21 protein-coding genes are annotated in these 20564 nt (G+C 62.8%); 2 read left to right on the top strand and 19 right to left on the bottom strand.

Annotated features, from left to right (window positions below; all coding sequences use genetic code 11):
- From pabC to BLS75_RS19945, 8 genes are all read right to left on the bottom strand, one after another.
- Nucleotides 1-816, bottom strand: coding sequence for an aminodeoxychorismate lyase (pabC, locus tag BLS75_RS19910; protein WP_072451634.1), 816 nt, complete (start codon nt 814-816; stop codon nt 1-3).
- Nucleotides 816-2060 carry a beta-ketoacyl-ACP synthase II gene (gene fabF, locus BLS75_RS19915; RefSeq protein ID WP_011060119.1) on the bottom strand — a complete coding sequence of 415 codons (1245 nt, stop codon included), beginning with the start codon at nt 2058-2060 and terminating at the stop codon, nt 816-818. The genes pabC and fabF overlap by 1 nt, the downstream gene beginning before the upstream one ends.
- Nucleotides 2061-2170: 110 nt before the next feature.
- Nucleotides 2171-2407: an acyl carrier protein gene (acpP, locus tag BLS75_RS19920; RefSeq protein ID WP_003175607.1), complete on the bottom strand. Its 237-nt coding sequence runs from the start codon at nt 2405-2407 to the stop codon at nt 2171-2173.
- A 196-nt stretch (nt 2408-2603) separates the two neighbouring features.
- Complete coding sequence (gene fabG / locus BLS75_RS19925; protein WP_072451635.1) at nt 2604-3344, bottom strand: 3-oxoacyl-ACP reductase FabG; 741 nt, start codon at nt 3342-3344, stop codon at nt 2604-2606.
- A 16-nt stretch (nt 3345-3360) separates the two neighbouring features.
- Nucleotides 3361-4299 carry an ACP S-malonyltransferase gene (gene fabD / locus BLS75_RS19930; protein ID WP_011060117.1) on the bottom strand — a complete coding sequence of 313 codons (939 nt, stop codon included), beginning with the start codon at nt 4297-4299 and terminating at the stop codon, nt 3361-3363.
- A gap of 127 nt (nt 4300-4426) precedes the next feature.
- Nucleotides 4427-5437: a phosphate acyltransferase PlsX gene (plsX, locus tag BLS75_RS19935; RefSeq protein ID WP_072451636.1), complete on the bottom strand. Its 1011-nt coding sequence runs from the start codon at nt 5435-5437 to the stop codon at nt 4427-4429.
- A 3-nt stretch (nt 5438-5440) separates the two neighbouring features.
- Nucleotides 5441-5623, bottom strand: coding sequence for a 50S ribosomal protein L32 (rpmF, locus tag BLS75_RS19940; RefSeq protein ID WP_003179396.1), 183 nt, complete (start codon nt 5621-5623; stop codon nt 5441-5443).
- Between the two features lie 13 nt (nt 5624-5636).
- Nucleotides 5637-6164: a YceD family protein gene (locus BLS75_RS19945; RefSeq protein ID WP_011060115.1), complete on the bottom strand. Its 528-nt coding sequence runs from the start codon at nt 6162-6164 to the stop codon at nt 5637-5639.
- A 105-nt stretch (nt 6165-6269) separates the two neighbouring features.
- On the opposite strand from BLS75_RS19945, the gene BLS75_RS19950 reads away from it, so the two are divergent.
- The gene (locus BLS75_RS19950; protein ID WP_041116791.1) at nt 6270-6848 is read left to right on the top strand and encodes a Maf family protein; all 579 of its coding nucleotides are present in this window, start codon (nt 6270-6272) and stop codon (nt 6846-6848) included.
- Between the two features lie 53 nt (nt 6849-6901).
- On the opposite strand, the gene sppA is transcribed toward BLS75_RS19950, so the two are convergent.
- Genes sppA through rluC form a run of 3 tightly spaced genes read right to left on the bottom strand, consistent with a single transcriptional unit; the run spans nt 6902 to nt 9521 of the window.
- Entirely contained in the window at nt 6902-7891 is a 990-nt protein-coding gene (sppA, locus tag BLS75_RS19955; RefSeq protein ID WP_072451637.1) for a signal peptide peptidase SppA, read from the bottom strand.
- A 21-nt stretch (nt 7892-7912) separates the two neighbouring features.
- The gene (locus tag BLS75_RS19960; protein ID WP_072451638.1) at nt 7913-8575 is read right to left on the bottom strand and encodes an HAD-IA family hydrolase; all 663 of its coding nucleotides are present in this window, start codon (nt 8573-8575) and stop codon (nt 7913-7915) included.
- Nucleotides 8565-9521: a 23S rRNA pseudouridine(955/2504/2580) synthase RluC gene (gene rluC, locus BLS75_RS19965; RefSeq protein WP_011060111.1), complete on the bottom strand. Its 957-nt coding sequence runs from the start codon at nt 9519-9521 to the stop codon at nt 8565-8567. The genes BLS75_RS19960 and rluC overlap by 11 nt, the downstream gene beginning before the upstream one ends.
- 714 nt (nt 9522-10235) lie before the next feature.
- Here rluC and rne point away from each other — a divergent pair.
- Nucleotides 10236-13454: a ribonuclease E gene (rne, locus tag BLS75_RS19970; protein WP_072451639.1), complete on the top strand. Its 3219-nt coding sequence runs from the start codon at nt 10236-10238 to the stop codon at nt 13452-13454.
- Between the two features lie 50 nt (nt 13455-13504).
- Here the strand turns inward: rne and BLS75_RS19975 are convergent, their stop codons facing one another.
- The 8 genes from BLS75_RS19975 to BLS75_RS20010 form a co-directional block, all read right to left on the bottom strand.
- Nucleotides 13505-14116, bottom strand: coding sequence for a nucleotidyltransferase family protein (locus BLS75_RS19975; protein ID WP_072451640.1), 612 nt, complete (start codon nt 14114-14116; stop codon nt 13505-13507).
- On the bottom strand, nt 14113-15108 hold the full coding sequence (locus BLS75_RS19980; RefSeq protein WP_072451641.1) for an XdhC family protein: 996 nt from the start codon (nt 15106-15108) through the stop codon (nt 14113-14115). The genes BLS75_RS19975 and BLS75_RS19980 overlap by 4 nt, the downstream gene beginning before the upstream one ends.
- Nucleotides 15108-17423 (bottom strand): xanthine dehydrogenase family protein molybdopterin-binding subunit, encoded by a 2316-nt coding sequence (locus BLS75_RS19985; protein WP_072451642.1) that lies wholly within the window; start codon nt 17421-17423, stop codon nt 15108-15110. Before BLS75_RS19985 ends, BLS75_RS19980 begins: the two co-directional genes overlap by 1 nt.
- A complete protein-coding gene (locus tag BLS75_RS19990) occupies nt 17420-17890 on the bottom strand; it encodes a (2Fe-2S)-binding protein (protein WP_011060107.1) in 471 nt (156 codons plus the stop codon). The genes BLS75_RS19985 and BLS75_RS19990 overlap by 4 nt, the downstream gene beginning before the upstream one ends.
- Before the next feature lie 242 nt (nt 17891-18132).
- The gene (gene murB, locus BLS75_RS19995) at nt 18133-19152 is read right to left on the bottom strand and encodes a UDP-N-acetylmuramate dehydrogenase (RefSeq protein WP_072451643.1); all 1020 of its coding nucleotides are present in this window, start codon (nt 19150-19152) and stop codon (nt 18133-18135) included.
- Nucleotides 19149-19613, bottom strand: a complete 465-nt coding sequence (locus BLS75_RS20000; protein ID WP_015634698.1) for a low molecular weight protein-tyrosine-phosphatase — start codon at nt 19611-19613, stop codon at nt 19149-19151. Before BLS75_RS20000 ends, murB begins: the two co-directional genes overlap by 4 nt.
- A complete protein-coding gene (kdsB, locus tag BLS75_RS20005) occupies nt 19613-20377 on the bottom strand; it encodes a 3-deoxy-manno-octulosonate cytidylyltransferase (protein WP_011060104.1) in 765 nt (254 codons plus the stop codon). The genes BLS75_RS20000 and kdsB overlap by 1 nt, the downstream gene beginning before the upstream one ends.
- A complete protein-coding gene (locus tag BLS75_RS20010) occupies nt 20374-20559 on the bottom strand; it encodes a Trm112 family protein (protein ID WP_011060103.1) in 186 nt (61 codons plus the stop codon). The genes kdsB and BLS75_RS20010 overlap by 4 nt, the downstream gene beginning before the upstream one ends.
- Between the last annotated feature and the right edge of the window lie 5 nt (nt 20560-20564).

Consider the following 20564-nt stretch of genomic DNA (forward strand, 5'->3'; position numbering starts at 1 on the left):
TCAAGCATCCAGTAGTGCGCGGGTAATGCCCTGCAGTTTACGGGTGAGCGCACCCGCCGACCAGCTCATCCCGGCACAGCCAAGCACTGGCCAGACGCCATAGACACTGTTGCAGACAAAGACTTCATCAGCCTGTTGCAGTTGATCGAGACTGATATCCCCGACTTGCGCGGGGATGCCCAATGACTCGGCCTGAAACAATATTTCAGCGCGCATCACCCCGGCCACGCCGCAGCGACCGAGGTCAGCCGTCAGCAGCCGCCCCTGGCTGACCAGGAACAGGTTGCTGAACACGCCTTCGATAACTCGCCCAGAGGTATCTCGCATCAAGCCTTCGGCATGCTCGGCATCACGCCACTCGGCACGAGCCAGAACCTGCTCCAGACGATTGAGGTGCTTGAGGCCGGCCAGCAGCGGCTGCTCGGCCAGGCGCGTGGTACAGGGAAACAGACGAATGCCTTGCTCGGCATGGGCCAGGGGATACACCGGCAATGCGGAGCCCTGGAGAATACGCCGTGCAGCGGTTGCAGGATCGGCGGCATAGCCGCGCTGGCTGTCGCCCCGGGTGAGGATCAGCTTGAGCACACCCTCCCCCAAAGCCGCCGCATACGCCTGCAGCTCACTGCGGATCAGGGCTTGATCCGCCGTCAGCGCCAGGCGCCGGCATCCTTCGGTCAGACGCTGCAGATGCCGCTCCAGCAGCTGCGGGCGCCCGGATTTGACGGCAATGGTCTCGAACAGACCATCACCGTAAGCCAGGCCGCGGTTCTTGAGCGACAGTGCGTCAGCCGGCTGACCATCGACCCAGCTGTGCATCACTCGGAGAACCGGCGGAACACCAGGGAGCCGTTGGTGCCACCAAAACCGAAGGAGTTGGACAGTACTACGTCGATGTCCATGCTGCGCGCGGTGTGCGGCACGAAATCGAGATCGCAGCCTTCATCCGGCTCATCCAGGTTGATGGTGGGCGGCGCGGCCTGGCTGTTGATTGCCAGCACACTGAAGATCGCCTCGATCGCCCCCGCGGCACCCAACAGGTGACCCGTCATGGACTTGGTGGAACTGACCGCCAGCTTGTAGGCGTGATCGCCGAACACGCTCTTGATCGCTTCGGCCTCGGCCAGGTCGCCGGCCGGGGTCGAAGTGCCATGGGCGTTGATGTACTGCACCTGGTCCACGTTGAGCTTGGCGTCGCGCAGGGCATTGGCGATGCAGCGCGCAGCACCGGCACCATCGGCGGGAGGCGACGTCATGTGATAGGCGTCACCGCTCATGCCGAAGCCGATCAGCTCCGCATAGATGGTGGCCCCACGAGCCTTGGCGTGCTCCAGCTCTTCCAGAACCAGGGCGCCGGCGCCGTCGGACAGGACGAAGCCATCACGCCCCTTGTCCCAGGGACGGCTGGCGCGGGTCGGCTCGTCGTTGCGGGTCGACAGTGCACGGGACGCACCGAAGCCGCCCATGCCCAGGCCACAGGCAGCCATTTCAGCACCGCCGGCGATCATCACATCGGCTTCGCCGTAGGCGATGTTGCGCGCAGCCATGCCGATGCAGTGGGTACCGGTGGTGCACGCAGTGGAAATGGCGTAGTTCGGCCCCTGGGCACCCAAGTGGATGGACAGGAAACCGGAAATCATGTTGATGATCGAGCCAGGCACGAAGAACGGAGAAATCCGTCGTGGGCCGGAATCGTGCAGGATGCGGCTGGTTTCCTCGATATTGGTCAAACCGCCAATACCCGAGCCCATGGCCACGCCGATGCGTTCACGGTTGGCATCGGTGACTTCCAGACCGGCGTTGCGTACCGCCTGGAAACCGGCTGCCAGGCCGTATTGAATGAACAGGTCGAGTTTGCGGGCCTCTTTGACCGACAGGTATTCCTCGACATTGAAGCCCTTTACCGAGCCGCCAAAACGGGTGGAATAGGCAGAAAGGTCGGTGTGTTCGATCAGACCGATGCCACTTTGGCCAGCCAGAATGCCCTGCCAGCTGCTTGGCACATCCGTACCCAGTGGCGACAACATACCCATACCGGTGACTACGACGCGTCTACGCGACACAGCACTCTCCTTTTTCTAATGACGACACTTTGTATCAGGCCTAAAGAAAAAACCGCACGCCGTAACGGCAGTGCGGTTTTTCCATGACAGCAAAAGACGACTACAAACGATTAAGCCTGGTGGCTGGTAACGTAGTCGATAGCTGCTTGAACGGTAGTGATCTTTTCAGCTTCTTCGTCAGGGATTTCGGTCTCGAATTCCTCTTCCAGAGCCATCACCAGCTCAACGGTGTCAAGGGAGTCGGCACCCAGGTCTTCAACGAAGGAAGCGGTGTTAACAACTTCTTCTTCTTTAACGCCCAGTTGCTCAGCAACGATTTTCTTGACGCGCTCTTCGATGGTGCTCATACCTTGTTTTCACTCCTAATGGACAAATTCAGGCAGCTGGCCAGTGGGTAAGTGTATAGAAAGGCTTTTCAGCTTTTCAACTGAAAGCTTTGTCCCTCAAACCCTTTGGCCATCTGCCTATAAATTGATTGCAGCTTTATAACGGATTTTAGACAGCTCGTATGACATTTTTTTGAAGCAATCCGTCACATTTGACTCACATATACATCCCGCCGTTGACCGGGATTGTAGCCCCGGTAACGTATGCCGCACCGTCGGATGCCAGAAAAGCGACCACTTGCGCGATCTCTTGAGCCTGGCCCAGACGACCCAGCGGAATTTGCGTCAGCAGTGCTTCACGCTGCGCTTGCGGCAGTTCGCGGGTCATATCGGTGTCGATAAAACCTGGAGCAACCGAGTTCACCGTGATCGACCGCGAACCCACTTCACGGGCCAGGGCACGGCTGAAACCTTCGAGACCGGCCTTGGCGGCCGCGTAGTTTACTTGGCCTGCGTTGCCCATGGCACCCACAACCGAGCCGATACTGATAATTCGACCCCAACGAGCCTTGGTCATGCCACGCAGAACGCCCTTGGACAGGCGATACAGGCTGTTCAGGTTGGTATCGACCACGTCGTACCACTCGTCATCTTTCATGCGCATCATCAGGTTGTCGCGAGTGATGCCGGCGTTGTTCACCAGGATCGCCGGCGCACCAAACTGCTCGGTGATGCTGGCCAGGGCTGCAGCCACGGACTCGTCACTGGTAACGTTCAGCTCAAGGCCAGTGCCCTGGATGCCATTTTCCTTGAGGGTGGCAGCAATGCGCTCGGCACCCGAAGCGGACGTGGCGGTACCCACCACGGTGGCGCCCATACGCCCCAGCTCAAGCGCGATGGCCTGGCCGATACCACGGCTGGCGCCGGTCACCAGTGCAACTTTACCTTGCAGACTCATGCAAGCTTCTCCTAGTTCAGGCCAACGCTGCACGGGCGGCAGCGAAAGCATCTGGGGTGTTCAGGTTAGAGGTCGACACGCCTTCGGCGCAGCGCTTGTTGAGGCCGGCCAGGACCTTGCCCGGACCGCACTCGACCAGCTCGGTGGCGCCATTGGCTGCCAGAGTCTGGACCGACTCGACCCAACGCACCGGCTTGTACAACTGCTCCAGCAGGTCGCGCTTGAGGGTGTCCAGGTCGGCGGCCACAGCGGCGCTGACGTTCTGTACCAATGGAATCTGCGGTGCCTGCCAGTTGATCGCAGCGATCGACTCGGCAAAGCGCTCGGCGGCCGGGCGCATCAGCTCACAGTGGGAAGGCACGCTGACCGGCAGCGGCATGGCGCGCTTGGCGCCCCGCGCCTTGCAGCCCTCGATCGCGCGATCCACAGCCGCCTTAGCCCCGGCGATCACCACCTGGCCAGGGGAGTTGTAGTTCACGGCGCTGACCACCTCGCCCTGCGCGGCTTCAGCACAGGCGGCGACCACATCGGCATCTTCCAGGCCGAGAATTGCAGCCATGCCGCCCTGCCCTGCCGGCACGGCTTCCTGCATCAACTGGCCACGACGCTCGACCAGCTTGGCCGCTTCACCCAGGGTCAGGCTGCCAGCGGCGACCAGGGCACTGTATTCACCCAGGCTGTGACCGGCGACGAAAGCCGGGCGCGCGCCACCTTCGGCCAGCCATACACGCCACAGGGCGATGGACGCGGTAAGGATGGCCGGCTGGGTCTTGTCGGTTTGATTGAGCAGCTCTGCAGGACCTTCCTGGGTCAGAGCCCAGAGGTCGTAGCCCAGAGCATCGGAGGCTTCTTTGAACGTATCGAGGATCAGTGGGTACTGCGCGCCCAGCTCGGCCAACATGCCGAGGGACTGCGAGCCCTGTCCTGGAAAGACGAATGCGAGGGATGCAGACATGTAACAAGCCCCTAATGATCTTGTCGTCGGAGAATTGACGTCACACCGTGTGTGGACGCAAGAAACTGACAGTTGGATGGCCAATTGAACTGAGCGGTCACATTTAAGCACTCCACAGGGAAAACGCCTAAAGCAACAAGTCTTCAAGACGCCCATGCAAGCGGCGCGGCAGGTCTTCCTGGATCTCGATCAACGCCCGCTGAATGGCACTCTGGAAACCTTGAACGCCTGCAGAACCATGGCTTTTCACCACGATCCCCTGCAAGCCGAGGAAACTCGCACCGTTGTGCCGCGCCGGCGCCAGATCCGCCTGCAACCTGCGCATCAGCGGCAAGGCCAGTGCCCCAACAGCCCGGGACAGCAGATTCTGCCTGAACAAGGCTTCTATACGAGCGGCAATCATGGTCGCCAGCCCCTCGCTGGACTTGAGCAGGATGTTGCCGACAAAACCGTCGCACACCACCACGTCCGCCTCGCCCCGATACAACCCATCGCCCTCGACGAAACCGATGTAGTTGAGGCCGCGGGCCTGCTGCAGCAAGCTCGCCGCCAGCTTGACCTGCTGGTTGCCCTTGATGTCCTCGGTGCCGATATTCAGCAAGGCCACCCGCGGCCGCACGATGCCCAGGGTTTCCGCCGCAACCGAGCCCATGATGGCGAACTGCAACAGGTGCTCGGCACTGCAATCGACGTTGGCTCCCAGGTCCAGCAATTGGCAATAGCCACGCTGAGTCGGGATGGCAGCCACCATCGCCGGCCGATCGATTCCGGGCAGGGTTTTCAGCACATAACGCGACAGCGCCATCAGCGCACCGGTATTACCGGCACTGACGCAGGCCTGGACCTTCTCATCGCGCAACAGCTCAAGGGCCACCCGCATCGAAGAGTCCGGCTTGCCCCGCAGGGCCTGGGAAGGCTTTTCGTCCATGGTGATCACCTCGCTTGCAGGGGTAATCGTCAGGCGCGCGCGATCCACAGCCGTTTGACCGGAAATCAGTTCTTCAAGAAGGGAGGGTTGACCAACCAAGGTCAGGTGCAGCGAGGGGGTAGCAGACAGACAAGCAATACTCGCCTGAACAATGCTGCGGGGACCGAAGTCCCCGCCCATTGCGTCAATCGCGATGACTTGAGCGGACAAGGATTACTCGTCAGCGCCCTTGTCGATCACTTTACGACCACGGTATACGCCTTCTGGCGATACGTGGTGACGCAGGTGAACTTCACCGGTGGTCTTTTCTACGGACAGGGTGCTAGCCTCGAGAGCATCGTGGGAACGACGCATGTCACGGGCAGAGCGGGATTTTTTGTTCTGCTGAACAGCCATAATTGATTAACTCCTAAACGTTTGGGTCACGCTTTAACTGCGCCAATACACTGAACGGGTTGGACCGCGTTACCTCGTCCTCGCTCGGTTCGGGCTCATCGAGCCCCGCCGGCTGCTGGCATTCTTCCGGATGATGAGCAGGCACGATTGGCAAGGCAAGCAAAAGCTCTTCCTCGACCAACGCCTGCAGATCCAAAGGATCTTCGCCCAGTTCCAGCACGTCATAACCTTTCGGCAACGACTGGGTATTCGCACCCTCCTTCACCACAGCGTAACTGCACTCACTGTGGATCGGCAGGGTGACCAGCTCAAGACAACGCTGGCAAACCATTTTGACTTCGACGTCGATGGAGCTGTGGATAACTACAGCTTTACGTTCGTCACGCTCGAAAACGAATTTAGCCTGCACCGTACCGACATTGTCGGAAAGCGGGTCGCAGAGTCTCTCCAAATCGGCCAGCAGCAGCTCACCTTGAAGGGTGGTGCCACGGTCAGCCAATTTGCGCGGGTCAACGTGAGGTGGAATCGGGTCATTCAACATAGGCGCAGCATTATAGGGATGCCCCAGGCCATGTCAAAGGAAATTCAGCCCTGTCCGTCACTTGCAAGCCTCGCTAGAATTCCCGGCCTGCCTCAGGAGACGCACATGCTGCCTTTATTACTCGCCTCAAGCTCGGCCTACCGCCGGGAATTGCTGTCCCGCCTGCGCCTGCCCTTCACCTGCAGCTCTCCTGACATCGACGAAAGCCATCGTCCCGGAGAGTCTGCCACGGCCCTGGTGAAACGCCTGGCCGAGGAAAAGGCCCGCGCCCTGGCAAGCAGCCATCCAGCACACCTGATCATCGGTTCCGACCAGGTCGCGGTGCTCGGCGAGCGCATCATCGGCAAACCCCATACCTTCGAAAAAGCCCGCCAGCAACTGCTGGACGCCAGCGGCGCCAGCGTGACCTTCCTCACCGGCCTGGCCCTGCTCAACAGCCAGACTGGCCACTGCCAGGTCGACTGCGTCCCGTTCACGGTCAACATGCGCACCCTGGACAGCACCCGCATCGAACGCTACCTGCACGCCGAACAGCCCTATGATTGCGCCGGCAGCTTCAAGGCCGAAGGCCTGGGGGTCAGCCTGTTCCAGAGCACCGCCGGCAGCGACGCCACCAGCCTTATAGGCCTGCCACTGATCCGCCTCGTGGACATGCTGCTGGCCGAGGGCGTAGAGACACCCTGAGCCGCCATAAAAAAGCCGGCACTCAAGCCGGCTTTTTATTGAGCAACACCCGATCAGCGCAAGGTTGGGCCCTGAAAGCCCATCCACATGGCGATCTGCTCTGCCACGCTGGCACCGAGCTTCTTCGAGAAGCGATCAAATGGCGATTCCTGGACGGTAAAGTCCACCACCTCTTTCTCGCCAATCACATCCCGCGCCACCGAACTGGTATTGCCCAGGCCATCGATCAACCCCAATTGCAGCGCCTGCTCGCCCGACCATACCAGGCCGGAGAACAGCTCCGGATGCTCCTTGTCCTTCAGGCGATCGCCACGGCCCTGCTTGACGCTGGCAATGAACTGGCGATGAGTGGTGTCCAGCACGCCCTGCCAGAACTGGGTCTCTTCAGGCTTTTGCGGCTGGAACGGGTCCAGGAACGACTTGTGCTCGCCCGAGGTATAGGTGCGACGCTCAACCCCCAGCTTCTCCATGGTGCCGACAAAGCCGTAGCCGGCCGCCGTCACACCAATGGAACCCACCAGGCTCGCCTTGTCGGCATAGATCTCGTCAGCAGCGCTGGCGATGTAGTAAGCACCCGACGCCCCGAGATCCGAGATTACCGCGTAGACCTTGGTGTCCTTGTGCAAAGCCCGCAGACGACGAATCTCGTCATAGACGTAGCCGGACTGCACCGGGCTGCCGCCAGGGCTGTTGATACGCAGCACAATGCCCTTGACCTTGGGATCATCGAACGCAGTACGCAGACTGCCGACAATATTGTCAGCACTGGCCGATTCCTTGTCGGCAATCACCCCCGTGATATCGATCACCGCGGTGTAGCTACCGCCACGAGTGGCATTCTTTTCCATGGTCATCAGCGGCGTGAACAACGCCAGCGCCGCGAACAGGTAAACAAAGGTCAACAGCTTGAAGAAAATGCCCCAGCGCCGCGAGCGACGCTGTTCCTGGACACTGGCCAACAGCGTCTTCTCCAGCAGTTTCCAGCTTTTATCATCACCACCTTCAGCGCCCGCCTTGCTCGGCGCCTTCCATTCGTCGGTCATGCCTACTACCCCAGCAAAAACTTAATCGGCACCCTGGCTCAGCCAGGCGTGCAATTGAGGAAAACGGTCGATGGACAAGCGAGGCTCGAATGCCTGCAAGGCCTCGATGGACTGAGCACCGTAGCTCACGGCCACCGAATCCATTCCGGCATTGCGCGCCATCAACAGATCAAAGGACGAATCGCCAACCATCAAAGCCTGCCGCGGCCCAACCCCGCAATGAGCAAGGATTTCCTCCAGCATCAACGGATGAGGCTTGCTGGCAGTTTCGTCGGCCGCCCGGGTGATATCGAAATACTCCTCCCAACCATGGGCCTTCAACACTCGATCCAGCCCTCGCCGGGCCTTGCCAGTGGCGACAGCCAACTGATAGCCCTCATCCCGAAAGGCGTCGAGAGACTGCATCACACCAGCAAACAGAGGCGAAGGCTCTGCCTCGAGAGCAATGTAGTGATCCGCATAATGCTGACGAAAGGCTACCAACTGCCCATCATCTATTTCCGGATACAGTGTGCGAATCGCCTCTGGCAATCCCAGACCGATAATGCCCTTGACGACGTAGTCATCGCGGCGAGGAAAGCCGGAACGATCAGCAGATGCGTGCATCGACTCGACAATCCGACCAATGGAATCGGCCAGAGTGCCGTCCCAGTCGAAGATCAGCAGTTTGTAATCAGGGTGCACTCAGGCGCTCCACGGTCTTGGCCCACATCTCATCCACCGGGGCCTGCAATTTCAGCTCGCCGCCATCGGGCAGCGGCACAGTCAACATATAGGCATGGAGAAACAGGCGCTTGCCGCCCAGCTCACGGATCTCGCGAGTGAAATCGTCATCGCCGTACTTGCTGTCACCGGCAATACAGTGCCCGGCATGCAGGGTGTGCACACGAATCTGGTGAGTACGCCCGGTCACCGGCTTGGCCTCGACCATGGTGGCGAAATCACCGAAGCGGCGCAGCACCTTGAACACGGTCAAGGCCTCCTTGCCCTCTTCGTTGACCTCCACCATGCGCTCGCCGGAGCGCAGGTTGCTCTTGAGCAGCGGCGCACGCACCTGCTTCACCGCCGTGGCCCAATGGCCACGGACCAGCGCCATGTAACGCTTGTCCACGCCATCGCCCCGCAGCGCGGCATGCAGATGACGCAGCATGCTGCGTTTTTTCGCGATCATCAGCAGGCCGGAGGTGTCCCGATCGAGGCGATGCACCAGCTCCAGCTCCTTGGCGTCCGGGCGCAACTGACGAAAGGCTTCGATCACCCCGAAATTCAAGCCGCTGCCGCCATGCACGGCAATCCCGGCAGGCTTGTTGATCACAATCAGGGCCTTGTCTTCGAAGACGATCGAGGCTTCCAGGCGCTGCAGCAACCCTTGAGCCAGCGGCACCGGCTCGTCGCGCTCGGGCACACGCACGGGAGGCACGCGCACCACATCACCCGCTTGCAGCTTGTACTCGGGCTTGATCCGCCCCTTGTTCACTCGCACTTCGCCTTTACGCAAAATGCGGTAAATCAAGGTCTTGGGCACGCCTTTGAGCCGGGCGAGAAGGAAGTTATCAATACGTTGGCCGGCATATTCCGGCGAGACCTCAAGCAATTGAACGCCTGGAGTCGAGGGGGCAGTAGTCGTCATGGCGCGAATGATAACAATTTTTTATGGATTTGAAGCACTTAATGATTGCTGCTATAGTCGCGAACGCCGCCAAAAGCGGCTGGGCAGAGGAACAGCGGCAAACAGCCGGCCCTGACCAACGCAATTCATAAGGACGCAAGGCCGTCCTACGCAGTTTTCACTATCTAACGGAAGAGTTCGGCGTTGTAACAAGCGCAGGTGACATGAGGCCTGAAACCCGTAGAAAGCAGAGTGACTACTCGCCTTTTACGCAGCGATTAACGGCCAGTTCACAAAGTGCAGTCAGCGACAAACGATCCCGAGCGAAAGTTGCGGAAACAACGCCTTTAGCCATGATGCGTGACCTCCCCTTTCGGAGTTCACGGTAAATGCCAACCCGCTGCGGATTCTGCGCGCGGCAGCACCCGAATTATCAGGGATACGTGTAGGGTGGAGATGCACAACCGTCGGACTGTGTAGCATTAGGCTTTATCAAGACGCTTCATCTCGTCCACAGTCGCCGGTTGATTCCTCCTCCTGACAGACTTTTGCTTAAGCGGTGCCTTAGTCACCACAGCAAGCAGGACGCGTAAGTCGCGACTTCGTTCTTAGTTACCCGGACGAACCTCGCTAGACACTCGAGTGGTCAACCACTCCTGACGCACCTGACACCGACCGTGAGAAGTCGTGTGTGCCGAACGCCGTTTCCGGCAGCCCGGAAACCGACGGTACTACATGAAAAGAATGCTGATTAACGCAACTCAACCCGAAGAGTTGCGTGTTGCTCTGGTAGACGGCCAGCGCCTCTACGACCTGGACATCGAGTCCGGAGCCCGCGAGCAGAAAAAGGCCAACATCTATAAAGGCCGCATCACTCGCATCGAACCAAGCCTCGAGGCTGCCTTTGTCGATTTCGGCTCTGAGCGCCACGGCTTCCTGCCCCTCAAAGAAATCTCCCGCGAATACTTCAAGAAAGCCCCCGAAGGCCGCGTCAACATCAAGGACGTCCTGAGCGAAGGCCAGGAAGTCATCGTCCAGGTCGAGAAAGAAGAGCGTGGCAACAAGGGCGCCGCCCTGACCACCTTCATCAGCCTCGCCGGCCGTTACCTGGTACTGATGCCGAACAACCCGCGTGCCGGCGGTATCTCCCGCCGCATCGAAGGCGAAGAGCGCAACGAACTGCGTGAAGCGCTGAACGGCCTGGTGGCACCCGCCGACATGGGCCTGATCGTGCGCACTGCCGGCCTGGGCCGCAGCAGCGAAGAGATGCAGTGGGACCTCGACTACCTGCTGCAACTCTGGACCGCCATCAAGGAAGCGTCCCTGGATCGTTCCGCGCCATTCCTGATCTACCAGGAAAGTAACGTGATCATCCGCGCGATCCGCGACTACCTGCGCCAGGACATCGGCGAAGTGCTGATCGACAGCGTTGAAGCCCAGGACGAAGCCCTGACCTTCATCCGCCAGGTGATGCCGCAGTACGCCAGCAAGATCAAGCTGTACGAAGACAGCGTGCCGCTGTTCAATCGTTTCCAGATCGAAAGCCAGATCGAGACCGCTTTCCAGCGCGTGGTCGAACTGCCTTCCGGCGGCTCTATTGTCATCGATCCGACCGAAGCCCTGGTGTCCATCGACATCAACTCGGCCCGCGCCACCAAAGGCAGCGACATCGAAGAAACCGCTCTGCAGACCAACCTGGAAGCAGCGGAAGAAATCGCTCGCCAACTGCGCCTGCGTGACATCGGCGGCCTGATCGTCATCGACTTCATCGACATGACCCCGGCCAAGAACCAGCGCGCCGTGGAAGAAAAAGTCCGCGAATGCCTGGAAGCCGACCGCGCCCGCGTGCAGATCGGCCGCATCTCGCGCTTCGGCCTGCTGGAAATGTCCCGTCAGCGCCTGCGTCCATCCCTGGGCGAAAGCAGCGGCATCGTCTGCCCGCGCTGCAACGGCACCGGCATCATCCGTGACGTCGAGTCGCTGTCCCTGGCGATCCTGCGCCTGATCGAAGAAGAAGCCCTGAAAGACCGCACCGCCGAAGTGCGCGCCCAAGTGCCGATTCCGGTCGCCGCTTTCCTGCTCAACGAAAAACGCAACTCGATCACCAAGATCGAACTGCGCACCCGTGCCCGCATCGTCATCCTGCCGAACGATCACCTCGAAACGCCACACTTCGAAGTTCAGCGCCTGCGTGATGACAGCCCGGAAGCCAACACCAACCAGTCCAGCTACGAAATCGCAGCGGCCGCCGCCGAAGCCGAAGAAGTCCAGCCAACCGCCGCCACCCGCACCCTGGTTCGCCAGGAAGCGGCAGTGAAGACTGCCCCGGCCCGCGCCAACGCTCCGGTTCCGACCGAAGTCGTCGCAGCCCCTGTAGCTGCACCGGCTCCAGTGGCCGAACCAAGCCTGTTCAAAGGCCTGGTGAAGTCCCTGGTCAGCCTGTTCGCTACCAAGGAAGAGCCAGCCGCACCGGTCGTGGTCGAGAAGCCAGTGACCGAGCGCCCTGCTCGCAGCAACGAAGAACAGCGTCGCAATGGCCGCCAGCAGAGCCGCAACCGTAACGGTCGCCGCGATGAAGAGCGCAAGCCGCGCGAAGAACGTGCTCCGCGTGAAGAACGCGCACCACGGGAAGAGCGTCAGCCACGCGAAGTTCGCGAAGCCCGTGAAGAAGTTCAAGCGGTAGCCCGCGAAGAACGCGCACCCCGTGCACCGCGCGAAGAACGCCAGCCACGCGCCCCGCGTGAAGAGCGCAAGCCACGTGGCGAGCGTGAAGAACGCGTGCGTGAACTGCGCGAGCCTCTGGACGCCGCTCCAGCTGCAGCCGCTGCTACCGCCGCCGTTGTTGCCGAAGAACGTCCGGCGCGCCAGCCTCGCGAAGAACGCCAGCCACGTGCGCCACGTGAAGAGCGCCAACCACGTGCCGAACAGGCTCAAGCCGTTGCCGCCAGCGAAGAAGAAGCGCTGCCGAACGAAGAGCAACTGCAGGAAGACGGCCAGGACAACGCCGAAGGCGAACGTCCACGTCGTCGCTCCCGCGGCCAGCGTCGTCGCAGCAACCGTCGCGAGCGTCAACGTGATGCCAACGGCAATGTGATCGAAGGCTCGGAAGAAAACGCCGAAGAGCCAAGCAGCGCCGATCTGGCTGCCGGCCTTGCGGTAACTGCCGCGGTTGCCAGCACCGCCATCAGCGCCAACGCTGAAGCCGAAGCTCACCAGCAAGCCGAACGTGCTACTGCCGCTGTAGAAGACAAGGCTCCGGAAGCCCCAGTGGTTGAAGCCACCACGCCGGTAGAAGCCCCAGTGGTTCCTGCAGTGGAAGTGGCTCCAGTGGCTGAAGAGCAGGCTCAGGTTGAAGTGGCTGCCGAACCGGCCGTGGTTGTCGAAGCCCAGCCTGTGGTTGCCGAACAACCGGCAGCAGAACCTGTAGCCCAGGCGCCAGTGGTTGAGGAAAAGGCCATCGAGCCGGTTCAGGAAGCCCCTGCGCCAGCCCCGGTTGCCGAGCCAGCAGTGGTGGTTGAAGAGCCTGTAGCGGCCCAGCAGCCTGCCCAGGTTGAAGAGCCGGCTCCGGTTGCAGTACCGGTGGTGGCCGAAGAGCCCGCACCCGCTGTCGAAGCTGAAGCCGCGCCGGTCAGCACCCTGACCAGCAATGGCCGTGCACCGAACGACCCACGCGAAGTGCGTCGCCGCAAGCGTGAAGCCGAGCGCCTGCAGAAGGAAGCCGAGCTGGCTGCCGCTGCTGCTCCGGCTGAAGCCGTGGTGACCGCCGAGCCGGCTCCGGTAGAAGCGCCAGAGGTGGTCGAGGCCGCCCCTGCGCCAGCCGAAGAGACTGCACCGGCGCCAGTGGCCGAACCTGCAGTGGAAGAAGCGGCCCCTGTGGCCGAGCAAGCACCGCGCGCTGTCGAGCACGCTGCGCATGCCGAGGAAGAACAGCACGAGCCTAAACCTCTCGTCTGATTCCAGCAGCCCATGAAAAAGCCCCGCCCGGGTAACCGGGCGGGGCTTTTTTATACCTGGAGCACCTGACAATCCGGAAACAGCAACGCCTGCGGAACGTCCACATCCCAGGTCACCCCCGGATCCGTCACCGGAACTTCCACCACCCGCCCCGAAGCGAACAGTAGCCGGGCTCCCCGATCACCAGACAGGCCCTGCAACGCTGCACCATAAGACCGGCCAAAGCCCACCGGATGACCCAACTCATCCCCCAGCCGCGGCACGCTGATGCCCTCCTCGGTCATTGCCTCCATCACCCGACTGGCGGTGGCGGGCAGGATAAAGGGCATGTCCCCCAGCCAGACCATCCAGCCATGGGCATCGACGCAGGCAGCCACTGCCGCGGCCAGGCTATGCCCCATGCCCACGGAGTCCAGCACCAGTACCTGACAACCGTAGGCACGCGCCAGCTCCACCACCTGGGGTCGATCCGCCGTGGTCACCAGTACTCGCCGGGCAACGTCCACCGGCAGGCTCACCAGCACCTGCTCCAGCACCGGCCGCTGCACCCCGTCACGCCCGCGGCAGGGCGCCAGCAGCTTGTCCTGCCCGGCCCCGGCCACCTGGCGAAAACGCCTGCCCTGCCCCGCCGCCAGGATGATCGCGCAAGGCTTGCGGCTCACCTCACCGTCTCCGCCACTCGCACCGGCAGCTTCTTCTGCACCGGTTCGACACCATTTTTCAGCGCGACGATTTCGGCCAGCAACGACAAGGCAATCTCCGCCGGCGTATGGCTGCCGATGGGCAATCCGACCGGCCCGTGCAAGCGCTCGATGGCCTGCGCCGAAAGCCCCAGCAGCGCCAGATTGTCCCGGCGCTTCTGGCTGTTGGCCCGGGAACCCAGGGCGCCGACGTAAAATGCCCGGGAGTCGAGCGCCGTCAGCAGCGCCATGTCATCCAGGCGCGGATCATGGGTCAGGGCCACCACCGCCGTGCGCTCGTCGGGCTCGATGCTCAGCACCGCATCGTCGGGCATCCCGGCGACAAATCGTCCATCCTGCCCCTCCCAGCCATGCACGAACTCCTGGCGCGGATCGCAGATCAGCACCTCGAAATCCAGCAAGCGGGCCATCTGCGCCACATAGCGCGACAACTGCCCGGCGCCGATCAGCAGCAAGCGCCAGCGCGGTCCATAGATCGCCCGCAGGGTGACCCCGTCAAACGCCAATTCATCGCCACGGTTCGCAGCCTTGAGCAGCACCTGGCCGGTGCCCAGGTTCAGCTCCCGGGCCACGATCTGGTGGGCTTCGCAGCGCTGGAGCAATTCGGCGACCCAGGCCGGGTCGCCAACCCGCTCTTCGGTGAGGCGCAAGGTGCCGCCGCAGGGCAGGCCGAATCGCGCCGCTTCCTCCAGGGTCACGCCGTAGGTCACCAGTTGCACCGGCGGCCCGTGGCGAGACAGGCGCCCATCGCCCTGGCGGCTGATCAGGTCATCCTCGATACAGCCTCCGGACACCGAGCCGGTCACCACTCCGTCGTCGCGCAGGGCCAGCATGGCGCCGGGTGGCCGCGGCGCGCTGCCCCAGGTCTGCACCACGCTGTACAGCAGCACGCCGCGCCCGGCGCGCCGCCATTCCAGGACACTGCGCAGGACATTCAGGTCGACGCTGTCCATCAGGCGCTCGCCTGCTGCCAGCCCTGCAACTGGTAGCGCACCGGCAGGTTGCGTATGCGCTTGCCGGTGGCGGCGAAGATCGCGTTGCACAGGGCCGGCGCAATCGGCGGCACACCGGGCTCTCCCACCCCGCCCAGGGGCACGTCCCCCGGCGGCGTCACCAGGTGCACCTGCACCTGTTTCGGCGCCAGGGACATGCGCGCCACTTCGTACATATGGAAATTATCCTGCTGGACCTTGCCCTCCTTGAAGCTGATCTCCCCCAGCACCGCATTGCCCAGGCCCATGACGCAGGCCCCTTCGAATTGCGAGCGGATACGCTCGGGGTTGATCTGCGGGCCGCAATCCACGGCGATATCGGCCTGATGCACGATCAGCGTGCCATCGTCCTTCACTTCCACCTCGATCACCGCCGCCACATAGGTCACGAAGCTGTAGTGCACGGCCAGCCCCAGACCGCGTCCCTTGGGCAGCGAGCGCCCCCAGCCGGCCGCCTTGGCCGCGGTTTCCAGCACCGTGCGCAGGCGCCCGGTATCAATGGGGTAGCGCTCGGGGGATTCGCCGTAGTTCCACTCTTCGCTCAGGGTTCGGGGGTCGATCTGACGATCCGGCCCCAGCAGCTTGAGCTGGTACTGCAGCGGATCCTGGCCGGCCTTGTGGGCCAGTTCGTCGACAAAACTCTGGATCGCGAAGCCATGGGGAATGTTCGACACCGAACGGTACCAGCCGACCCGGGTATGGGCCGCGGCCTCGGGGTTTTCCAGGCGCACGTTGGGAATCGCGTAGGCCATGTTGGTAAAGCCCATGCCCAGCTCGAAGGCGCCTTCGTGATTCATCCCCGGGGCGAACAGCGCGGTGATGCTCGGCGCCACGGTGCGGTGCAGCCAGGCCGCCGGCAGGCCGTCCTTGTTCAGCCCGGCCTTGAGGTATTCCGCCGACACGGTATGGAAGTAGGAGTTGTGGATATCGTCCTCGCGGGTCCACTGCACCCGCACCGCCTTGCCGGGAAAGGCCTTGGCCAGGATCGCCGCCTCCAGGATGAAGTCGGGCTTGGACTTGCGTCCGAAGCCGCCGCCCAGCAGCGTGACGTTCACCGTGACCTGCTCGAAGCCGATCCCCAGGCGTTCGGCGATTCGCTCGCGGGTCACCTGTGGCGCCTGGCTCGGTGCCCACGCCTCGCAGCGACCGTCCTGGAATCGCGCCACGGCCACCATCGGCTCCATCGGTGCCTGGGCCAGGTGCGGCAGGTAATAGCTGGCCTCCAGGCTGCTCTCGGCACCCTTCAGGGCCTCATCCAGGTTGCCGGTACTGCGCACCACCTTGCCCGGTTGCCGCGCCGCCGCCTCCAGTTGCTTGCGGTATTGGATGGAGTCGTAGCCAGCGTTGGCGCCATCCTCCCACTCGATCCTCAAGGCATCGCGGCCCTTGATCGCCGCCCAGGTGTTGCTCGCCACCACAGCCACGCCGCCCAGGGGCTGGAACTCCGAAGGCAAGGGGCGGCTGTCGATGGGCACGACCTTGATCACCCCCGGTACCTTCAAGGCAGCGCTGTCATCCACCGACTTGACCTTGCCGCCATACACCCGGGGCCGCGCCACCGCCGCGAACAGCATGCCGTCGAAATGCACATCGGCGCCGTACACCGCACGGCCGTTGACGATGTCCTGGCCATCGATGGCCCGGGTGGCCTCCTTGCCGATGTAGCGGAACTCCCCGGGCTGCTTCAGGCGCAGGCTATCCCGGGCAGGCACCGCCAGGGCGCCTGCCGCAGCGGCCAGGGCGCCATAGCCCAGCTCACGCCCGGTGGGCTGGTGAACCACCTTGTGCAACTGCGCCCGACACTGCGCCAATGGCACCTGCCACTGCGCAGCGGCGGCCTGTTCCAGCATGGTCCGCGCAGCCGCGCCACAGCGGCGCATGGGCTCGTACCAATGACGCATGCTGCGCGAGCCGTCGGTGTCCTGGTTGCCGAAACGCACCTCGTCACCCGGCGCCTGGCGAACCTTGACCTGCGCCCAGTCGGCGTCCAGTTCATCGGCCACCACCATGCTCAGGCTGGTGCGCACGCCCTGGCCCATCTCCGAGCGATTGCAGATCACCGTGACGCTGCCGTCGCTGGCAATGCTCACGTAGACCTTGGGGTCATCGACCCAGCCGTGGGGCATGCCGTCGGCACCGAATTTCTTGTCCTCGGCAAAGGCCTCCTGCCAGCCCCAGCTCGCAGCCAGCACCAGGGCCCCGGTGGCCCCCACACCTTTGAGAAAGCCCCGGCGGCTGAGGTTGCTCAGGGCAAAATCCTGCGGTAGGCGGTTCATGCCTTGGCCTCCTGCAGATGGCTAGAAGCCTGTCGGATCGCGGTCTTGATCCGGTTGTAGGTGCCGCAGCGGCAGATATTGCCGAGCATCGCCTCTTCGATCTGCTCGTCGCTGGGGTTGGGGTGAACCTTGAGCAAGGCAGTGGCCGACATGATCTGCCCGCCCTGGCAGTAACCGCACTGGGCCACCGCCGTATCCAGCCAGGCCTGCTGCACCACCTGCCCTACCGGGTCGGTATGCAGGTTGTCGATGGTGCTGACGTTCTTGCCCTGCACCGAGCCTATCGGCGTGATGCAACTGCGCGCCGGGTCGCCGTCGATATGAATCGTACAGGCGCCGCACAGGCCCATGCCGCAGCCGAACTTGGTGCCGTTGTAGCCCGCCACGTCGCGGATAGCCCACAGCAGCGGCATGTCCTCGGTGACGTCCAGTTGATGATCTTGACCGTTGAGCTTCAGGGTAATCATGGGCACGCCCGCATTTTCTGAGTGATGGGGTCGAGTCATCCGCCGTGCAGTACCGCCGCTACGGTGCACGCAGATCGGCTCAGGCTAATCGGGCTCTCTTGTGAAGACAGGCTTCACCGGGCCTTTGGGAACAGCAGAAAGCTGATTCTTAGCCTGCTAAGTTAAGCCGCAATTAACAAAAAAGCCTTGCCCGAACGTCAGCCAGGCAAGGCTTTTTGCTATCCACCGCAAGCCGTCTCTCGCTAATAGAGGTTGGGCTCCATCTCCAGCTCGACACTGAAACGCTCGGCGATATCGCGCTGGATCCGCCGCGCCAGTTCCAGCAACTGCAGGCCGCTGGCGCCGCCATAGTTGACCAGCACCAGCGATTGCAAGCGATGGACCCCGGCATCCGCCTCGCGAAAGCCCTTCCAGCCCGCCTGTTCGATCAGCCAACCGGCCGCCAGCTTCACCTGCCCATCGGCCTGGGGGTAACCCACCAGCCCCGGATGCGACTGCTTGATCTGCGCCGCCAGTGCCGCCGGCACCACCGGGTTCTTGAAGAAGCTGCCGGCATTGCCCAGCACGGCAGGGTCCGGGAGCTTCTCGCTGCGGATGCTGCAGATCGCTCGGCTGACATCGCTGGCCGTCGGCTGTTCGATGCCCTGCTCGCTCAGGCGCTGGCGCACCGGACCGTATTCCAGGTGCAGTTGATCGACACGGTTCAGGGCAAAGCGCACCCGCAGGATCAACCAGCGACCGGCCTGATGCTTGAACAGGCTGTCGCGGTACGCGAACTGACACTGCGCCAGGTCGAATTCCCGCAGCTCGCCGGTCTGCCGATCGAGGGCGGTCAGGCCGGCGAACACGTCCTTGATCTCCACCCCATAGGCGCCGATGTTCTGCATCGGTGCGGCGCCGACGGTGCCGGGAATCAGGCTCAGGTTCTCCAGCCCGGACAGGCCCTGCTCCAGGGTCCACTGGACAAAGGGATGCCAGGTTTCCCCGGCCTCGGCCTCGACCACCACCCGCTGCCCGTCATCGCTGAGCAGGCGAATGCCACGACTGGCCATGCGCAGCACCAGGGCCTGGATATCCGCGGTCAGCAGCAGGTTGCTGCCGCCGCCGATCACCAGCAGCGGCACCTGGTGGGTAGCGCAATAGGCCAGGGCCTCGCGTACCTCGTCGTCGCTGTGGGCCTGGGCAAACCACTTCGCCTTGACCTCGACCCCGAAGCTGTTGAACGGCTTGAGGGACACATCGGCCTGAATGTCCAGGGTCATAGCCGCCCCTTCAATTCGACCACCAGCCGGTCGCAGGCATCCTCGATCAGGTCCAGCACCTGCTCGAAACCCTGCTCGCCGTCGTAGTACGGATCCGGCACTTCATCCAGCGCCGCCTCGTAGCGACGCAGGAACAGGTCCAGCTCGGCCTTGCCCCGGGCCGGTTGCAGGGCCTTGAGGTTGCGCAGGTTGCTCTGGTCCATGGCGAAGATCAGGTCATAGGCAGCGAAATCGGCGCTGCCGACCTGCTGCGCCCGTTGCGCCGACAGGTCGTAGCCGCGCCGCAAGGCAGCCTGCTGGCTGCGCTTGTCCGGGGCCTTGCCGATGTGCCAGTCGCTGGTGCCCGCAGAGGCGACCTGCACCTGGTCACCCAGGCCGGCCTCGTGCAACTTGCGGCGCAGCACGCCTTCGGCGGTGGGCGAGCGGCAGATATTGCCCAGGCAGACGAACAGAACCCGCATCAGGCCTCCAGCAGGCGCCGAACGCGCTCAAGGTCTTCGGCGGTATCGACGCCGGTAGGCGGTGCTTCCAGGGCGTCGGCCACGTGGATCCGCACGCCATGCCACAGGGCACGCAGTTGCTCCAGGGATTCGGTGTTTTCCAGCCAGCACGGGCCCCAACTGACAAAGTCGTGAAGAAAGCCGGCGCGGTAGGCATAGATGCCGATGTGACGGCGATAAGGCACGCCTTCGGGCAATTGCTCACGACTCTGGGCAAAGGCATCCCGGGCCCAGGGCAAGGTGGCGCGGCTGAAGGTCAGGGCCAGGCCGTTGAGGTCGCTGACCACCTTGACCACATTGGGGTTGAACAGGGTCTGCACGTCCTCGATCGGCTCGGCCAGGGTGGCCATGCGCGCTTCGGTGTGGGCTGCCAGGTTGGCCGCTACCTGATCGATCACCGACGGCGGGATCAACGGCTCGTCGCCTTGTACGTTGACCACGATCGCATCCGCGGCCAGACCCAGCTGGGCGGCGACTTCCGCCAGCCGGTCGGTGCCGGAGTTGTGATCTTCCCGGGTCAGCAGCGCCTCGGCGCCAAAGCCCTGGCAGGCCTCGACGATGCGCTGATCATCGGTGGCCACCACGACCCGCTCGGCGCTGCTCTTGCGCGCCTGTTCCCAGACCCACTGGATCATCGGCTTGCCAGCGATCAGTTGCAGCGGCTTGCCTGGCAGGCGAGTGGAGGCGTAGCGCGCCGGGATGACAACGGTAAAGGCGCTGCTCATTTGTCCAGGCGCTCTTCGGTGGTCAGGGTGCGCGCCTCGCTTTCCAGCATCACCGGGATGCCATCGCGAATCGGATAGGCAAGGCCCGCGCCCTTGCTGATCAGCTCGGTCTTGTCGGCGCTGAGTTTGAGGGGGCCTTTGCAGATCGGGCAGGCGAGGATGTCGAGCAGTTTGGTGTCCATGAGGA

It is taken from the genome of Pseudomonas sp. NFPP12, assembly GCF_900103205.1.
GTDB classification, from domain to species: domain Bacteria; phylum Pseudomonadota; class Gammaproteobacteria; order Pseudomonadales; family Pseudomonadaceae; genus Aquipseudomonas; species Aquipseudomonas protegens.

Bases quoted from the DNA above. Each gene is read 5' to 3' on its own strand.
- acpP (WP_003175607.1), bottom strand. From the start codon at position 2,407: ATGAGCACCATCGAAGAGCGCGTCAAGAAAATCGTTGCTGAGCAACTG.
- murB (WP_072451643.1), bottom strand. From the start codon at position 19,152: ATGACCCTGGACATTCAGGCCGATGTGTCCCTCAAGCCGTTCAACAGC.
- BLS75_RS20000 (WP_015634698.1), bottom strand. From the start codon at position 19,613: ATGCGGGTTCTGTTCGTCTGCCTGGGCAATATCTGCCGCTCGCCCACC.
- BLS75_RS19950 (WP_041116791.1), top strand. From the start codon at position 6,270: ATGCTGCCTTTATTACTCGCCTCAAGCTCGGCCTACCGCCGGGAATTG.
- fabD (WP_011060117.1), bottom strand. From the start codon at position 4,299: ATGTCTGCATCCCTCGCATTCGTCTTTCCAGGACAGGGCTCGCAGTCC.
- kdsB (WP_011060104.1), bottom strand. From the start codon at position 20,377: ATGAGCAGCGCCTTTACCGTTGTCATCCCGGCGCGCTACGCCTCCACT.
- rpmF (WP_003179396.1), bottom strand. From the start codon at position 5,623: ATGGCTGTTCAGCAGAACAAAAAATCCCGCTCTGCCCGTGACATGCGT.
- sppA (WP_072451637.1), bottom strand. From the start codon at position 7,891: ATGACCGACGAATGGAAGGCGCCGAGCAAGGCGGGCGCTGAAGGTGGT.
- rluC (WP_011060111.1), bottom strand. From the start codon at position 9,521: ATGACGACTACTGCCCCCTCGACTCCAGGCGTTCAATTGCTTGAGGTC.
- BLS75_RS19945 (WP_011060115.1), bottom strand. From the start codon at position 6,164: ATGTTGAATGACCCGATTCCACCTCACGTTGACCCGCGCAAATTGGCT.
- fabG (WP_072451635.1), bottom strand. From the start codon at position 3,344: ATGAGTCTGCAAGGTAAAGTTGCACTGGTGACCGGCGCCAGCCGTGGT.
- BLS75_RS20010 (WP_011060103.1), bottom strand. From the start codon at position 20,559: ATGGACACCAAACTGCTCGACATCCTCGCCTGCCCGATCTGCAAAGGC.
- BLS75_RS19980 (WP_072451641.1), bottom strand. From the start codon at position 15,108: ATGGACAGCGTCGACCTGAATGTCCTGCGCAGTGTCCTGGAATGGCGG.
- rne (WP_072451639.1), top strand. From the start codon at position 10,236: ATGAAAAGAATGCTGATTAACGCAACTCAACCCGAAGAGTTGCGTGTT.
- BLS75_RS19990 (WP_011060107.1), bottom strand. From the start codon at position 17,890: ATGATTACCCTGAAGCTCAACGGTCAAGATCATCAACTGGACGTCACC.
- pabC (WP_072451634.1), bottom strand. From the start codon at position 816: ATGCACAGCTGGGTCGATGGTCAGCCGGCTGACGCACTGTCGCTCAAG.
- BLS75_RS19985 (WP_072451642.1), bottom strand. From the start codon at position 17,423: ATGAACCGCCTACCGCAGGATTTTGCCCTGAGCAACCTCAGCCGCCGG.